Below are 15,812 nucleotides of genomic sequence, written 5' to 3' on the forward strand. Positions count from 1 at the left end.
GGCGTATCGCTATATATTTCCGTATACAGCGATTGCGCCCGTGTGTCGGCGTTATCACCACCAGAGCACCAACCCGCCGATCACGGAGTTCTTGCATGACCTTGGCTGCCACACGCTTCGCCCCTGCCTGCCTCGTCTCATTCCTTGCATATTTCAGCATTGGCGCCGCGCAGGCTGACGAAGTGCAAGTGGCGGTCGCCGCCAATTTCACCGCGCCCATCCAGGCCATCGCTGCCGACTTCGAAAAAGACACCGGCCACAAACTGGTCGCCGCCTATGGTGCAACCGGCCAGTTTTATACTCAGATCAAGAACGGCGCGCCCTTTGAAGTGTTCCTCGCTGCTGACGACAGCACTCCGGCAAAACTTGAGCAGGAAGGCGAAACCGTCAAAGGCTCGCGCTTCACCTACGCCGTCGGGACGCTGGCGCTGTGGTCAGCGAAAGAAGGCTATGTGGATGCGCAAGGCGAGGTACTGAAAAACAACCAATACCAACACCTTTCGATCGCCAATCCGAAAGCCGCGCCGTACGGCCTCGCTGCCACTCAGGTGCTGGAGAAACTCAAACTGACCGACGCTACCAAAGCAAAAATCGTCGAAGGCCAGAACATCACCCAGGCTTACCAATTCGTTTCCACCGGCAACGCCGAACTGGGCTTTGTCGCGCTGTCGCAAATCTACAAGGACGGCAAAGTCAGCAGTGGTTCGGCGTGGATTGTCCCGGCGGAGCTGCATGATCCGATCAAACAGGACGCGGTGATCCTGAACAAAGGCAAGAACAGCGCCGCCGCCAAGGCTCTGGTTGATTACCTCCAAAGCCCGAAAGCCGCGGCAGTGATCAAATCTTTCGGGTATCAACTGTAAATGTCGCTGACCAGTGCCGACTTCGCCGCCATCTGGCTGACCCTGAAACTGGCGTCGCTGACGACCGTGATCCTGCTGGTAATAGGCACGCCGATCGCCTTATGGCTGTCGCGCACATCGTCGTGGATGCGCGGCCCGATTGGCGCCATCGTCGCCCTGCCGCTGGTGTTGCCGCCGACGGTGATCGGCTTTTATCTGTTGCTGGCACTGGGGCCGCACGGGTTTCTAGGTCAGTTCACCCAGTGGCTCGGCTTGGGCACGTTGACGTTCAGCTTCACCGGACTAGTGATCGGCTCGGTGATCTACTCCCTGCCGTTCGTGGTGCAACCGTTGCAGAATGCCTTTTCGGCGATCGGCACCCGACCGCTGGAAGTCGCTGCGACGTTGCGCGCCAATCCCTGGGACACTTTCTTCAGCGTGATCCTGCCGCTGGCGCGCCCCGGCTTCATCACTGCCGCGATCCTTGGATTCGCTCACACCGTCGGTGAATTCGGTGTGGTACTGATGATCGGCGGCAACATTCCCGACAAGACCCGCGTGGTCTCGGTGCAGATCTACGACCACGTTGAGGCGCTGGAATATGCCCAGGCGCACTGGCTGTCCGGGGCGATGCTGGTGTTCTCGTTTCTGGTGTTGCTGGCGCTGTATTCCAGCCGCAAGACCCGCGCAGACTGGAGCTGATCGATGATTGATGTACGTCTGAAACGCGCTTATCCGGGGTTCGAACTGGATGTCGATCTGCAGGTGCCGGGCCGTGGCGTCACCGCGCTGTTTGGCGATTCCGGCTCCGGCAAAACCACCTGCCTGCGCTGCATCGCCGGGCTGGAGCGCGCGGAACAAGGTTTCGTGCAGATCAATGACGAGGTCTGGCAGGACAGCGCCAACGGCATCTTCGTGTCGCCGCATAAACGCGCGCTCGGCTACGTGTTTCAGGAGGCCAGCCTGTTTCCGCACCTGTCGGTAATGGCCAATCTGCAGTTTGGCCTCAAACGCATCGCCAGGTCACAACGCCGGGTCGACATGAACCAGGCCACCGAACTGCTCGGCATCGGCCACTTGCTTGAGCGTCATCCGCAACATCTGTCCGGTGGCGAGCGGCAGCGCGTCGGCATCGCCCGTGCTCTGCTGACCAGTCCGAAACTGCTGCTGATGGACGAACCACTGGCGGCTCTCGACAGCCGGCGCAAAAGCGAAATCCTGCCGTACCTGCAACGTCTGCACGACGAACTGGATGTTCCGCTGCTGTACGTCAGCCATGCGCAGGATGAAGTCGCGCGTCTGGCTGATCATCTGGTCTTGCTCCGCGATGGCAAAGCCCTCGCCAGCGGCCCGATCGGCGAGACCCTCGCGCGTCTGGATCTGCCCCTGGCAATGGGTGATGACGCCGGGGTCATCATCGAAGGCCAGGTCAGCGCCTACGACGCCACCTATCAATTGCTCAGTCTGCAACTGCCGGCCACTGAAATGAACATTCGCGTCACCCATGCGCCGATGGCCGTGGGTCAGGCCTTGCGCTGCAAAGTACACGCGCGCGACATCAGTCTGGCGCTGAACAACGATGCCGCCAGCAGCATTCTCAATCGTCTGCCGGTTACGGTGGTCAGCGAACAGGCGGCTGACAACAGTGCGCACGTGCTGATCCGCCTGGACGCTGGTGGCACGCCGCTGCTGGCGCGGATCACGCGGTTTTCCAAGGATCAACTGAACGTGCATCCGGGCCAGCGGCTCTGGGCGCAGATCAAGGCGGTGGCGGTGCTCGCGTAAATCATTCGGCACGACGGCCGGCGCCTGCGGTCAATCCAGTTACAGACTGCCGTATGACCGAAGGAAGCCGCCATGCCCGATACCGTGCTGACAGATGCCCTGCCCGCCGATCTGCATTACGTCGATGACACTCAGCCTGGTATCACCCGGAAGAAACTGCGCGGCAAGTTCGTCTATTTCGAACCGTCCGGGCAGCGCATCACCGACCCGGAGGAAATCAAACGCATCAATGCCCTCGCAGTGCCGCCGGCTTACACCGATGTGTGGATCTGCGCCGACCCGTGCGGCCATTTGCAAGCCACCGGGCGCGATGCGCGCGGCCGCAAACAGTACCGTTATCACGCGCGCTGGCGTGAAGTGCGTGATGCGGACAAATACTCGCGCCTGCGCGACTTCGGCCAGGCCCTGCCAAAACTGCGGCGCCAGCTTGAGGCGCTGCTCGATGCGCCGGGCTTCAGCCGTGACAAGGTCATGGCCACGGTCATTACCTTGCTCGACGCCACGCTGATCCGCGTCGGCAATACCCAATATGCGCGGGACAATCGCTCTTATGGCCTGACCACACTGCGCAGCCGTCACGTCGAGGTCAACGGCAGCGCGATCCTGTTCCAGTTCCGTGGCAAGAGCGGCATCGAACATCAGATCACGGTCAAGGATCGCCGCTTGGCGCGAATCATCAAGCGCTGTCTGGAAATTCCCGGGCAGAACCTTTTTCAGTACCTCGATGAACACGGCGAACGGCATACCGTCACCTCTTCCGACGTCAACGCCTATCTGCAAAAGCTCACTGGCGCTGCGTTCACCGCCAAGGATTACCGCACCTGGGCGGGCAGCGCCCTGGCCTTGTCGGTGCTGCGCGAGTTGCAGCATGAGTCGGAAACCGAAGCCAAGCGCCATGTGGTCGAAGCGGTGAAGAACGTCGCCAAGCAGCTGGGCAACACACCGGCGGTGTGCCGCAAGTGCTACATCCACCCCGCCGTGGTCGAACATTTCATGCTCGGCGCCCTCGCTGAACTGCCGCGCCCGCGAGTGCGCAAAGGCCTGCGCGCCGAGGAAGTTGCACTTGCGATGTTTCTCGAAAGCATGTGCGAAGTGACCGAGGCGTCCTGATTCGCACGTACCCCCTGTAGGAGTGAGCCTGCTCGCGATAGCGGTCTGTCAGTTGATGAAGATGTCGACTGACACACCGCCATCGCGAGCAGGCTCACTCCTGAAAAGGATTTCGCCGACGAGCTGATCTGGGTATTTTTTGCACGATCGCACAGGTCTTCTATAGTTGATCTGAAGGTTCGCGCCACGCGCACTTTTTGTTGCAACTCAGCCGTTTCAGCGAACGGAGGTGTTCCATGTCAGAAAAAGAGTCCATCACCACTCTCCTCACCCTGCTCGACGCCCGCCAGGCGCGCCTCGCAGCCGCCTGCAAAGAGATCGCCGACTGGGTTGATCATCAAGGCGGGCATCCGACGGCACTGCGCATCCGCGATCGGCTGCACGACATCGAAAAGGATGCGCCGCTGATCCGCCAGACGCTGTCGACGCTCAAGCCGCTGGATCGGCCGCTGCCACGGTTCAGATAGAGTCAGCGTAGAAGTCCTCTCTGCATTGGCACAGAGAGGACGGCGATTGTTGGTTTCCAGCGCCTCAGTCACCCTTGCCCGTGCGCGCACCGCCATGGCTGTGTTGCCCACCGACGCGCGCTTTCTCCGCCCGATCGACTTTCACGTTGACTGAAGCTCCGCCTTTCTTGCCGGCCTCCTTGATTTTTTGTGGATCTTCAGCGAACGGTTGATCCTTGTGATGATTGGTCATGTTCATATCCTCGACATAGATGTGACATACACTTCAAAGACTCTAGATCGTGCGAATTACGCTTCAACTTCCCGCCGACAAACGGTTGAACAAACGAAGCAAAACGGTAATAAACCCGGACCTCTTCAATACTTTAGAAAGTTATACGAAGCGGCGAGAAACCAACAAGTTGTATAAGTTTCATCACTATCTTACCGTTCATCGGGCTGAGTAAAAATTTTCAAAACATTTTTCGCCGGCTCGTAATCGGAGTAGATGTCCGGTGCGACAACGGACATAACTAGCGAAACGTTAATTGATATCGGAGAGCTATCATGACCACAGGAAATAAAAATCCAGGTAACTTCGCAAACGATCGTGAAAAGGCATCTGAAGCCGGCAAGAAAGGCGGTCAGTCGTCCGGCGGCAACTTCGCCAATGATCGTGAAAAGGCATCCGAGGCTGGCCGCAAAGGCGGACAGAACAGCCACGGCGGCGGTCGCAAATCCTGAGTAAGCGGTACAAGGGCAGCCTCGCTGCCCTTTGAAATCAGCTGATGGAGCGCAATCATGGGTATGGCAAGCGATTTCGCACGAAGCGAAGTGCAACGAAACAAGGGAGCGGAAGTGTATCCCGAAGCAGCGCGCAGTTCGCACGTGACGAGGTCGGATATCCCACCGGTGTCACCTTGTGTTGAACGACAGCAGATCAGTCCGAGGCACAGGGAAAGCGTTCAGCAGGAATGTTATGAACGCCGGGAATTGACAGTAAACTCTGAAAACTCCCGGACACCTGATGCAACGCCAACTTATGAGCGCTCTTCTTAGCACAACGGCCAAACTTGTAGTTATAAGACAAGCCAGACCAAGCAAAGCAAACGACATCAATAAACTATATGAGTACTTGGCGGATAATGACGGCACGCAGTGTGTGCATCCTTGATTCGCAAGTGCCTGTACAGAGAAATGAGGAAGTTTGAAATGGCACAGGATAAACAACAAGGCAGCATGTCAGTCAACGAAGCAGGTAAAAAAGGTGGTGAAGCCACTTCGGCTTCGCACGACAAAGAGTTCTATCAGGAAATCGGCAGTAAAGGCGGCCAGAACAGTGGCGGCAACTTTGCGAACGATCGGGACAGAGCGTCCGAAGCCGGCAGCAAGGGCGGCCAGGGCAGTGGCGGCAATTTTGCCAATGATCGGGAAAAGGCCTCTGAAGCCGGACAGAAAGGTGGTCAAAACAGCCATGGTGGCGGGCGCAACAGTTGATGCGCCGGGTGCAGGGGAGCTCGGCTCCCCTGCCCACTTTCACTCAACCGAAATTACAGCTATTGCTTAGGAGTCCTGACCAGCCGAGGGAATCGCCATGCCTGTTCACGTCATTAACTTTACCGGGCCGATCAACGCCTCGACCTGCGGCCAATTGATCGATAAAGCCTCGCTCGCCGTAAAGGAAGATGCACCGAGACTCATCCTCAACATCGCCACAATGGGCGGTGAGTGCAGCTACGGCTTCACCATGTACAACTTCCTGCTGGCCCTGCCGATTCCAGTGCATACCCACAATCTGGGGACCGTCGAATCGATGGGCAACATAGTTTTTCTGGCCGGCCAGCGCCGCACCGCCTGTACTCACAGCAAGTTTCTCTTTCACCCATTCCATTGGCACCTGCAAGGTTCAGTCGATCACTCGCGCATGTCGGAATACGCCATGAGCCTGGATTACGACTTGCACCTCTACGCGCAGATCGTCGCCGAACGTACGAGTCACGGGAAAAACGCGTTGGAGACGGAGAAATATCTGACCGCAGCTCCGCGCATCATCAATCCTGAAGAAGCCTTGCATTCGGGTTTGATCACGGCAGTAGAAGAAACCGAGGTTCATGCGGACTTTGTCTGCTCGTGCATTTACTCCTGAAAGGTCCCACTGAATAACGCGTCGTAGCGGGCGCGTTCCTGTCTGAATACCCTGCAAAACGATCGAAATGCCGGCCGAACTTGTACAGCCTCAGCGAGGCGTACAGCCTTCGAGCTGCGTAATCAGCCGGTCATCCCGCCCGCGTCAATTTCTCTGAATTATTCATTTCGCCAGACATCCCTCTTCTTAACAGCCGGAGGAAATGTATGAGCGGAGCGGATTTGTACGTGATCGATTACCTGTTACATGGAAAGCCCAGGTCATTCGTCATTCGCACAAAAAACATGAACAATGCCGAAGCGTGGCAGTGGGCAAGTTGCGACGCGGGAATCGCGCCCATTCCCCGCCCCGGTCGGCCTCCGTTGAAACGTTTTTCCAAACCGATGGCGGAACGCTTTGGCGTGACCGAGGTGCAATGGCGAGAATCAGTGCCTCTGGTCTGGGAGGAGGATCACGTGAAATGACAGAACACACATTGAAATTCGGTTTCGGCCGCTCCTGGGACGACGAGATGGCGGAAAACGCCGCGATGTTCCGCGAGGCGGACCTGCTGGAAGAAGCGGCCTACAGAATCATCGAGCATGACACCGACAGCCCTGAGGCCTGGGCCCGTTTCAGTGAAGCCAAGGCTCTGGCCGACGCGAAACGAACGGCGGCCTATCAGGACTGGATGCGCATCAAGCGCGCGATGAGCAAGCCCCGCTCGAACTAGCGGACTCGTGCATCATGGCTTGAGGATCAGCAGGGGCTCGCCTTTCGGGACGACGTAGGTGGCCAGTTCGACGCCTTTCTCGTTGCCGATGTTTTTCGCCACGTGCGCTACACCCGCCGGGATAAACAGGGAGTCGCCCGCCTTGAGCGTCACCGGCGCCTGCCCTTCGAGCTGATATTCAAACGTGCCACTGATGACGTAGGCGACCTCGACGCCAGGGTGCGCATGCCGAGGCGCACTGACGCCAGCGTCAAAGTCGATGCGCGCCTGAATCACTTCACGGTTGTCAGCGCCGAGGTCCTGACGGACCAGATCGGTGCGGCTCAAGCCTTTCTGCCAGTTCGTCGCCGGCGCATCGGCCGCATGAGCGAAGCCGGTCAGGGAAGCAAAGACAACGGCAGAAGCCAGAAACAGTGGACGGTACATGGTGGTGCCCTCTCAAACGTAGTGTTGGTGTGAGGGCTACTTTGGGCTCGGCATGTAAGGCAGATGTGTCTCGAAAGCCCGGTTTGGTGTTGCCGTGTGTATCCGCTCACGGTTGATACACGCTTATACAAACGTGTCGCGAGCCACATCCACAAGCCACCGTCTGAACGCGTTGATCTTTGTCGAGTCAGCGGTTTCATGGGGTGTAACCAGATAGAAGCCGAGATCATCCTGCAGGCGCAGGTCGAACGGTGCGACCAATCGCCCCGCACGCAGATCGTCGTTTACGTAAGTCGAACGCCCGATACACACGCCCTGCCCGTCAATTGCCGCCTGCACCGCCATCATCGCCAGATCGAAGGTCAGCTTCGCGCCGTCGGCCAACTGCGCAGGCTGGCCGGCGGCGCTGAGCCAGGCCTGCCAGTCTTTAGCGGTGACGCCACTGACTTGCACGAGGGTGTGACTGGCCAGATCTTGCGGCGTGTGCAATGTCGTCGCCACTGCTGGACTGCACACGGGAAATACCTCATCGGCCATGAGAAAGTCCGCGCGCAGGCCTTTCCAGTCGCCCCGCCCGTAGCGAATCGCCGCGTCGATGCCTCCTCGGCGAAAATCCACCAGATCGGTAGCGGCGCTGATGTGCACATCGATGTCCGGAAACGCCTGCTGAAATGCCGGAAGGCGCGGCAATAGCCATTTCGACGCAACCGAGACCAGCGTGCTGATGGTCAATACGCTGGACCCGCGCGACTCGAATAATTGTTGCGTCGAATGGCGCAACGCTTGAAACGCAGAACGCACACCCGGCAGGTAGGCGTGGCCTTCTTCGCTGAGCGCCAAGCCATCCTTAAGTCTCAGAAACAATGCGACACCCAGCTCGGCTTCGAGGCGCCTGATTTGGTGACTGATTGCTGTCTGCGTGACGTTCAACTCAGTGGCGGCCATGGTAAAGCTCATATGCCGCGCGGCCGCTTCGAACGCGCGCAGGCCGTTGAGGGAAGGAAGTTTGCAAGTCATAAGGTATGGATTGGCGCATGAGAATTTGTCATACGCTAGCATTGCAAATGACCTTTGCGGAAGTTTTGCCCGCAGGGGATCGTGGCGCCTTCACTTATAAGGGACACGCCATGAAACTGTACTTTGCACCGATGACCTGCTCGCTTTCCCCACACATCGTCCTGCGCGAACTCGGCTTGCCGTTCGAGTTGATCCGCGTGAACAACCAGACCAAGCGCACGGCTGACGGCCGTGACTTTCTCGAGATCAATCCGAAAGGCTACGTGGCCGCGCTGCAACTGGATAACGGCGAAGTGCTGACCGAAGGCCCGGCGATCCTGCAATTTCTCGCCGACCAAGTCCCGGGGAACACCTTGGCGCCCGCAGTCGGTACGTGGGAGCGCATACGACTGCAGGAGCATCTGAATTTCATCAGCTCGGAGATTCACGGCGCCAGCGCCCCATTGTTCAGCGCGGAGATCCCGCAAGCGGTCAAAGCGATTTTTCGGCAGAAACTGTGCAAGCGGCTGGATTACCTCGAGCGCATTCTGGCGGATCGGAACTATCTGATGGGTAGCTTTGGCGTTGCCGATGCCTACCTGTTCACGGTGCTGACCTGGTTGCCGACATTCGACATCGCTATCGCCGAATGGCCAGCGCTGGCCAGCTACTTGAAACGCATCGGTGCGCGACCCAGTGTGCTTGCGGCTATCGCGGCGGAAGCGGCGACGCAGCCAGTCTGAACGCGCGCGGGCCATCGCCGGAGGGAATCTGTAAACTGGCGCGACCTTCATTCACTCGAACAAGAGATGCCAATGGCCAATCAAGACATCACCTTCACGCCTGATCCCGACACCGACTCGATTTCTTCCGACGTCGCCACCTTCGGCGGGATCATGGTCTCGACGCAGATTCCTACCCGCGCCGATGGCAGCCTGGAACTGGGCGGCATCACCGAGCAAAGCGAATGCACCCTGCAAGCGCTGAAAGTCGCGCTGGAACGTGCCGGCAGTTCGATGGACCGCGTGCTGCACCTGACCATTTACCTGACGGACATGGCTGATCGCGCGGCATTCAACGAAGTCTATCAACGCTTTTTTGCCAAGCCGTGGCCAGTGCGGGCAGCGGTGGGCGTGGCCTCGCTGGCGGTTGAAGGGATGCGTGTGGAAGTGACGGCGATGGCGGCCAAGGGCTGATTGAAATTGCACAGCGTCATTTCAATTATTCTGGAATGACACAACCCCCTGTAGGAGTGAGCCTGCTCGCGATAGCGGTGTGTCAGGCAAAGATGCTTTGACTGACCCGGCGCAATCGCGAGCAGGCTCACTCCTACAATGTTTTGTGTGTAGCCGCGATTCCGATTACACCGCGAAACCCTGTGGGAGCGGGCTCACCCGCGAAGGGGCCGGAACATTCAACACAATAGCCAACCGAACTGACCCGATCGCCAGCCACCATCGGGCAGCACACACGTGCCCGACGCGCGTTTCACGGGTAGAATGCGCGCCTTGCCCGTGACCGCCTGACTAAAAAAACTATGTCCTTGCCCAAGCATCACCTGGAATTGCTCAGCCCTGCCCGCGATGTCGCCATTGCCCGCGAGGCCATCCTGCATGGCGCCGACGCCGTGTACATCGGCGGCCCGAGCTTCGGCGCGCGCCACAATGCCTGCAACGAAGTCAGCGAAATCGCCGAACTGGTGGAATTCGCACGTCGTTACCACGCGCGCATCTTCACCACCATCAACACCATCCTGCACGACAACGAACTGGAGCCGGCGCGCAAGCTGATCCATCAGTTGTACGACGCCGGTGTCGATGCGCTGATCGTCCAGGATCTGGGTGTGATGGAGCTGGACATGCCGCCGATCGAGCTGCACGCCTCGACCCAGACCGATATCCGCACGCTGGAGCGGGCGAAGTTCCTCGATCAGGCCGGTTTCTCGCAACTGGTGCTGGCCCGCGAGCTGAACCTGAAAGAAATCCGCGCCATCGCCGATGAAACCGACGCGGCCATCGAGTTCTTCATTCACGGTGCGCTGTGCGTGGCCTTCTCCGGCCAGTGCAACATTTCCCACGCGCAGACCGGCCGCAGCGCCAACCGTGGCGACTGCTCCCAGGCGTGCCGCTTGCCGTACACCCTGAAAGATGAAAAGGGTGGCGTGATCGCTTACGAAAAGCACTTGCTGTCGATGAAAGACAACAACCAGAGCGCCAACATCCGCGCGCTGGTCGAGGCCGGCGTGCGTTCGTTCAAGATCGAAGGTCGTTACAAAGACATGGGCTATGTGAAGAACATCACTGCCTATTACCGCCAGCGCCTCGACGACGTGCTCGAAGACCGCCCGGACCTGGCCCGCGCTTCCAGCGGCCGCACCGTGCATTTCTTCCTGCCCGATCCGGAAAAAACCTTCCACCGTGGCAGCACCGATTATTTCGTCACTGATCGCAAGATCGACATCGGCGCCTTCGATTCGCCGACCTTCACCGGCCTGCCGGTCGGTACGGTAGAAAAAGTCGGCAAGCGTGACATGCAGGTCATCACCCATGAGCCGCTCTCAAACGGTGACGGCCTGAACGTGCTGGTCAAACGCGAAGTGGTCGGTTTCCGCGCCAATATCGCCGAGGCCAAAGGCGAGTTCGAAGAAGATGGCGAGAAGCGCTACCGCTATCGCGTCGAGCCGAACGAAATGCCCGAAGGCCTGTTCAAGCTGCGTCCAAGCCATCCGCTGAATCGCAACCTCGATCACAACTGGCAGCAGGCGCTGCAGAAGACCTCTTCGGAACGTCGCGTGGCCCTGAGCTGGTTCGCCCGTCTGCGCGAAGAACAGCTGGAAGTGACCGCGACCAGCGAAGAAGGCATCAGCGCCAGCGTCACCCTCAACGGGCCGTTTGGTGTCGCCAACAAGCCTGAGCAAGCGCTGGAGCAATTGCGCGACCTGCTCGGCCAGCTCGGCACCACGCAGTATCACGCCACCGACATCAAGCTGGATGCGCCGCAAGCGTTCTTCATTCCCAACTCGCAGCTCAAATCCCTGCGTCGTGAAGTGATCGAAGCGCTGACGGCGGCCCGCGTCGCCGCGCATCCGCGTGGCAGCCGCAAGGCCGAAACCACGCCGCCACCGGTGTACCCGGATTCGCACCTGACCTTCCTCGCCAACGTCTACAACCAGAAGGCGCGCGACTTCTACCATCGTCACGGCGTCAAGCTGATCGACGCGGCGTACGAAGCCCACGAAGAACCGGGCGAAGTGCCGGTGATGATCACCAAGCATTGCCTGCGCTTCTCCTTCAACCTGTGCCCGAAACAGGCCAAAGGCGTGACCGGCGTGCGCACCAAGGTCGCGCCGATGCAGTTGATCCACGGCGATGAAGTGCTGACGCTGAAGTTCGATTGCAAGCCGTGCGAGATGCACATCATCGGCAAGATGAAAGGCCACATCCTCAACCTGCCGCAGCCGGGCAGCGTGGTCGGTCACATCAGCCCTGAAGACCTGATGAAAACCATTCCGCGCGCGCCGCACTGAGTGATTGATGTGCGCGGTGCTTCGGCGCCGCGCACATCGACTTCGCTACCCCTGGCCAAATCGCAGGCATAAAAAAACGCCAACTTCGCAAGAAGTTGGCGTTTTTTCGTAGATGGCAGGGGCGGCTGGATTCGAACCAACGCATGGCAGGATCAAAACCTGCTGCCTTACCGCTTGGCGACGCCCCTGTAGCTCTGATCAGCGGCTCCGTGAGGATCGCTGTGAGAACGGGGCGCAATTTATCAACATTCATTTCATTTGGGAAGCCCGGGATGAAATATTTTTTGTTTTAAAACAGCCACTTATTATTTTCCCGCGAAAACGTTGGGTTCGGCCGCCGTGTATCACATTGTGTACGCGCCCCGCTGCTACACAACCCAATGCAAAAACGCTCTCTTGCGACACAGAGTGGATACCTCGCCACGCTTCAATGCACCCAAGGTTTCAAGGGTTCATCCAGCCCCTTGGCCACAGGCTCGCAAAGGAGACGTCAGCATGAAACAGGCTCTGCACACTTCTAAAATCACCCACGCGCTCGGCTTGTCGGTTCTGGCGCTATCGCTGCTCGGCGCGGTCGGCAGCGCTCAGGCGCAAACCACAGAACCCGTCGCCGTCAGCTATTCAGCGCCCTCGCCTTTCGGCGCGCTGAAGCACATCAAGGCTGGCGTACTCGATGTGGCCTACGCCGAAACCGGCCCTGCCGATGGCCCGGTGGTGATCCTGCTGCACGGCTGGCCCTACGACATTCACAGCTATGACGAGGTCGCACCGCTGCTGGCTGCCCAGGGTTACCGCGTGCTGATGCCCTATGCGCGCGGTTATGGCGACACGCAGTTCCTGTCCCAGGATACCCCGCGCAACGGCCAGCCGGCAGCGCTGGCCAGCGATGTGATCGACTTCATGGACGCGCTGAAAATCAAGCAAGCGGTGCTGGGCGGTTATGACTGGGGCGCGCGTTCGGCGGACATCGTCGCAGCGCTGTGGCCAGAGCGCGTCAAGGCCCTGGTGGCGGTCAGCGGCTATCTGATCGGCAATCAGGCCGCCGGGCAGAACCCGCTGCCGCCGAAAGCCGAATTGCAGTGGTGGTACCAGTTCTATTTCGCCACCGAGCGCGGCCGCGCCGGCTATGAAAAGAACACCCACGATTTCGCGAAACTGATCTGGCAACTGGCTTCACCGCAATGGAAATTCGACGACGCCACCTTCGACCGCAGCGCCAAGGCGCTGCAGAACCCGGATCACGTCGAGATCACCGTGTTCAACTACCGCTGGCGTCTGGGTCTGGTGCAGGGCGAGGCGAAATACGCAGCGCTGGAGCAGAAGCTTGCCACCGCGCCGTCCATCAGCGTGCCGACCATTACGCTGGAAGGCGATGCCAATGGCGCTCCGCACCCGGCGCCGGAGGATTACGCCAAACGCTTTACCGGGAAATATCAGTTCCGGTTGATCGAGGGCGGGGTCGGGCATAACTTGCCGCAGGAAAGCCCGGCGGCGTTTGCGCAGGCTGTGATCGATGCTGACCGTCTCTGACAGACCCGCCCTCAGAAGCCCCTCACCCTAGCCCTCTCCCGGAGGGAGAGGGAACTGATTGGGGGATGCTGAAGATTTACGCCGACCTGAAAGTGCTGTATTGAATCCATAATCGACCTCCATCTTTCAGGTCGATGTACAGCGCAAGACACCTCGGTCGGCTCCCTCTCCCTCTGGGAGAGGGCTGGGGTGAGGGCTTTCGAGGGTTACACCGGCCTGAAATCCGAAATGACCTCAGATTGATCAATGATCTATTTGACCAGCCGTTTTTCCTTCGAAGGCCGATACCCGAAATACGAGCTGTAGCACTTGCTGAAATGGCTCGGTGAGACAAAACCACAAGCCACCAGCACTTCCACCTGCGAAAGCTCGGTGTGCTGCAGCAGGCGCCGTGCTTCGGTGATGCGCAGTTCCAGGTAATAGCGCTGCGGCGTGGTGCCCAGCTGCTCCTTGAACAAGCGCTCGAGCTGACGCCGTGAGCGGCCGGCGTATACGGCCAGCTGTTCCAGCTCCAGCGGTTCTTCGAGATTGGCGTCCATCAGCTTGATCACTTCACGCAACGGCGCGCTGACGCAGATGTTCTCATCCGGTTTGATCCGCCGATAGCGCGACTCCTCGAAGGCGAGGATGTCCTCAATGCCTTCGACCAACGCCTTGCCGTGCAAGCCCTTGATCCAGTCCAGCGCCATATGAAACGCGCCTGATGGGCTCGACGCGGTGAGCCGGTCGCGGTCGATCACATAGGGTTCGCTGCTGACGTGAGTGCTCTTGGCGATTTCGGTGAGCGCCGGGCGATGTTCCGGGTGGATTGAGCAGCGGTAGCCATCGAGCAAACCGGCGCGGCCGAGAAACCACGAACCGTTCCACAATCCGGCCAGGCTCACGCCCCGCTCCGCCGCGGCCTTGAGCAAACCGATGAACTCATCGCTAGCGCGCAGTTCGGTGCGGTAGCCACCGCATATCACCAGCAGGTCAAGCTCGTTAAGCGCAGCAGAACCCAGGCGCGCATCGGGGCGGATGACCAGTCCCAGATCGCTGATCACCTCGCCATCGCCCAGGCCGAAAGTGCGCGACGAGAACAGTCCCGGGCGCAACAGGTTGGTGGTGACTACCGTGTCCAGCGCCTGGGTAAAGGCCGGCAGCGAAAAGTGTTCAAGCAACAGGAAACCGGTGCGGGTCACGCCGGTGTTATCGGTGTTCTGCTCATTCAGATAGCGAAGGTTCTTGCCCTTCATGCCACCGCTGAATTGACGTCGTTCAATCAAGGTCGGGTCCATCGGTCGTTGTTATGCGAGCGATAGTTGGCTGGTTCTGCGCAAGAGTCAATCATGGCCGTGACTGGCGCGTCACGACTGGCGCCGGCGTAGCCATCAACCCCACCACCCAATCAATAAAAACCCGCAACTTGAGACTCACATGCCGACTCGGCGGATAGGCCAGATAAAGCGGCATCGACTCAAGCTCCCAGCCTGCAAACAACTGCACCAACTCGCCACGCGCCACATGCGCATCAGACATATACGTCGGCAGCCACAGCACACCCATGCCGGCCAGGCCCGCCGCCAGATAGGCATTGCCATCATCCACCGCAAGCGCATGCCGGCCCTTGATCTGCAGGCGTTCGGCGCCATTGTGCAACGTGTACGGAAGAGGTTTACCAGTGCGAGCCCAAAGAAAGGCGACCACCCGATGATGGGAGTCTTCCAGTTCGCGCGGATGGTCGGGCGTACCTTCGCGGGCCAGATAAGCCGGTGCGGCAAACACGCCCAATGGCAGATCGGCGATCTTGCGCGCCATCAATGATTGGTCGAGCAACTCACCACCGCGAACCACGCAGTCGACGTTTTCATCAATGATGTCGACGATGCGGTCGCTGACGCCCATGTCGATCTGGATGTCCGGGTAGCGCGCGTGAAACTCCGGCAGCGCCGGAACCAGAATCAGCCGTGCGAACGGGCTGGGCACGTCGATGCGCAAACGTCCGCGTGGCCGTGCAGCGGCGCCGGGCAGGCTGGTTTCGGCGTCGTCCATGTCGGCGAGCAGCTTGACCACCCGCTCGTAATACGCCGCACCGTCGGCGGTAACGTTGACCTTGCGCGTGGTGCGGTTGAGCAGCTTGACCCGCAGCCGCGCCTCCAGTTGCTGCACCAGTTGCGTCACCGTGGTCTTGCTCATGTGCAAGGTTTCGGCAGCCTTGGTGAAACTGCCCGCCTCGACCACCCGGGCAAAGGCCTGCATCGCATCGAACCGGTCCATCCACGCCCCTCGATTGTTTGGGATTCACAAACAGTGA

19 protein-coding genes and 1 tRNA gene are annotated in these 15,812 nt (G+C 59.4%); 14 read left to right on the forward strand and 6 right to left on the reverse strand.

Translation table 11 applies throughout. From position 1 onward, the window contains the following. Positions 1 to 95 precede the first annotated feature (95 nt). From modA to J2Y90_RS20230, 5 genes are all read left to right on the forward strand, one after another. Complete coding sequence (gene modA, locus J2Y90_RS20210) at positions 96 to 863, forward strand: molybdate ABC transporter substrate-binding protein (protein WP_253502315.1); 768 nt, start codon at positions 96 to 98, stop codon at positions 861 to 863. Next, a complete protein-coding gene (gene modB, locus J2Y90_RS20215; RefSeq protein WP_253502318.1) occupies positions 864 to 1,544 on the forward strand; it encodes a molybdate ABC transporter permease subunit in 681 nt (226 codons plus the stop codon). A 3-nt stretch (positions 1,545 to 1,547) separates the two neighbouring features. Further along, positions 1,548 to 2,627, forward strand: a complete 1,080-nt coding sequence (modC, locus tag J2Y90_RS20220; protein ID WP_253502321.1) for a molybdenum ABC transporter ATP-binding protein — start codon at positions 1,548 to 1,550, stop codon at positions 2,625 to 2,627. A 72-nt stretch (positions 2,628 to 2,699) separates the two neighbouring features. Next, positions 2,700 to 3,737 carry a DNA topoisomerase IB gene (locus tag J2Y90_RS20225; RefSeq protein WP_253502323.1) on the forward strand — a complete coding sequence of 346 codons (1,038 nt, stop codon included), beginning with the start codon at positions 2,700 to 2,702 and terminating at the stop codon, positions 3,735 to 3,737. A 236-nt stretch (positions 3,738 to 3,973) separates the two neighbouring features. Continuing rightward, positions 3,974 to 4,204, forward strand: coding sequence for a hypothetical protein (locus J2Y90_RS20230; RefSeq protein WP_253502326.1), 231 nt, complete (start codon positions 3,974 to 3,976; stop codon positions 4,202 to 4,204). Between the two features lie 64 nt (positions 4,205 to 4,268). On the opposite strand, the gene J2Y90_RS20235 is transcribed toward J2Y90_RS20230, so the two are convergent. After that, the gene (locus J2Y90_RS20235; RefSeq protein WP_253502329.1) at positions 4,269 to 4,436 is read right to left on the reverse strand and encodes a general stress protein; all 168 of its coding nucleotides are present in this window, start codon (positions 4,434 to 4,436) and stop codon (positions 4,269 to 4,271) included. Between the two features lie 314 nt (positions 4,437 to 4,750). Here J2Y90_RS20235 and J2Y90_RS20240 point away from each other — a divergent pair, with 314 nt between their 5' ends. The 5 genes from J2Y90_RS20240 (at position 4,751) to J2Y90_RS20260 (ending at position 7,041) form a co-directional block, all read left to right on the forward strand. Further along, positions 4,751 to 4,927: a general stress protein gene (locus J2Y90_RS20240; RefSeq protein ID WP_016774938.1), complete on the forward strand. Its 177-nt coding sequence runs from the start codon at positions 4,751 to 4,753 to the stop codon at positions 4,925 to 4,927. A gap of 468 nt (positions 4,928 to 5,395) precedes the next feature. Further along, entirely contained in the window at positions 5,396 to 5,680 is a 285-nt protein-coding gene (locus J2Y90_RS20245; RefSeq protein ID WP_253502332.1) for a general stress protein, read from the forward strand. A gap of 97 nt (positions 5,681 to 5,777) precedes the next feature. Then, positions 5,778 to 6,329: an ATP-dependent Clp protease proteolytic subunit gene (locus tag J2Y90_RS20250; RefSeq protein ID WP_253502335.1), complete on the forward strand. Its 552-nt coding sequence runs from the start codon at positions 5,778 to 5,780 to the stop codon at positions 6,327 to 6,329. 206 nt (positions 6,330 to 6,535) lie between these two features. After that, on the forward strand, positions 6,536 to 6,793 hold the full coding sequence (locus J2Y90_RS20255) for a DUF6555 family protein (protein ID WP_042606839.1): 258 nt from the start codon (positions 6,536 to 6,538) through the stop codon (positions 6,791 to 6,793). Next, the gene (locus J2Y90_RS20260) at positions 6,790 to 7,041 is read left to right on the forward strand and encodes a hypothetical protein (RefSeq protein WP_253502338.1); all 252 of its coding nucleotides are present in this window, start codon (positions 6,790 to 6,792) and stop codon (positions 7,039 to 7,041) included. The genes J2Y90_RS20255 and J2Y90_RS20260 overlap by 4 nt, the downstream gene beginning before the upstream one ends. Before the next feature lie 12 nt (positions 7,042 to 7,053). Here J2Y90_RS20260 and J2Y90_RS20265 read toward each other — a convergent pair whose 3' ends face one another. Further along, on the reverse strand, positions 7,054 to 7,467 hold the full coding sequence (locus tag J2Y90_RS20265) for a cupin domain-containing protein (protein WP_253502341.1): 414 nt from the start codon (positions 7,465 to 7,467) through the stop codon (positions 7,054 to 7,056). Between the two features lie 123 nt (positions 7,468 to 7,590). Next, positions 7,591 to 8,484, reverse strand: coding sequence for a transcriptional regulator GcvA (locus tag J2Y90_RS20270; RefSeq protein WP_253502343.1), 894 nt, complete (start codon positions 8,482 to 8,484; stop codon positions 7,591 to 7,593). A gap of 110 nt (positions 8,485 to 8,594) precedes the next feature. Between J2Y90_RS20270 and gstA the strand changes: the two genes are divergently transcribed. The 3 genes from gstA to J2Y90_RS20285 all read left to right on the forward strand — a co-directional run bounded on the left by gstA (position 8,595) and on the right by J2Y90_RS20285 (position 11,989). Then, positions 8,595 to 9,206, forward strand: a complete 612-nt coding sequence (gstA, locus tag J2Y90_RS20275) for a glutathione transferase GstA (protein ID WP_253502346.1) — start codon at positions 8,595 to 8,597, stop codon at positions 9,204 to 9,206. A 72-nt stretch (positions 9,207 to 9,278) separates the two neighbouring features. Beyond that, positions 9,279 to 9,659 (forward strand): RidA family protein, encoded by a 381-nt coding sequence (locus J2Y90_RS20280; RefSeq protein ID WP_253502349.1) that lies wholly within the window; start codon positions 9,279 to 9,281, stop codon positions 9,657 to 9,659. Between the two features lie 341 nt (positions 9,660 to 10,000). Beyond that, entirely contained in the window at positions 10,001 to 11,989 is a 1,989-nt protein-coding gene (locus J2Y90_RS20285) for a peptidase U32 family protein (RefSeq protein ID WP_253502352.1), read from the forward strand. Positions 11,990 to 12,102: 113 nt separating this feature from the next. On the opposite strand, the gene J2Y90_RS20290 is transcribed toward J2Y90_RS20285, so the two are convergent. Then, positions 12,103 to 12,177, reverse strand: a tRNA-Gln gene (locus J2Y90_RS20290). Between the two features lie 307 nt (positions 12,178 to 12,484). Here J2Y90_RS20290 and J2Y90_RS20295 point away from each other — a divergent pair. Continuing rightward, positions 12,485 to 13,519, forward strand: a complete 1,035-nt coding sequence (locus tag J2Y90_RS20295) for an alpha/beta fold hydrolase (RefSeq protein WP_253502355.1) — start codon at positions 12,485 to 12,487, stop codon at positions 13,517 to 13,519. A gap of 251 nt (positions 13,520 to 13,770) precedes the next feature. Here the strand turns inward: J2Y90_RS20295 and J2Y90_RS20300 are convergent, their stop codons facing one another. Then, the gene (locus J2Y90_RS20300) at positions 13,771 to 14,796 is read right to left on the reverse strand and encodes a GlxA family transcriptional regulator (protein ID WP_253502358.1); all 1,026 of its coding nucleotides are present in this window, start codon (positions 14,794 to 14,796) and stop codon (positions 13,771 to 13,773) included. A gap of 49 nt (positions 14,797 to 14,845) precedes the next feature. Continuing rightward, complete coding sequence (locus J2Y90_RS20305) at positions 14,846 to 15,775, reverse strand: LysR family transcriptional regulator (protein WP_253502360.1); 930 nt, start codon at positions 15,773 to 15,775, stop codon at positions 14,846 to 14,848. Positions 15,776 to 15,812 lie beyond the last annotated feature (37 nt).

It is taken from the genome of Pseudomonas koreensis, from assembly GCF_024169245.1.
GTDB classification, from domain to species: domain Bacteria; phylum Pseudomonadota; class Gammaproteobacteria; order Pseudomonadales; family Pseudomonadaceae; genus Aquipseudomonas; species Aquipseudomonas koreensis_F.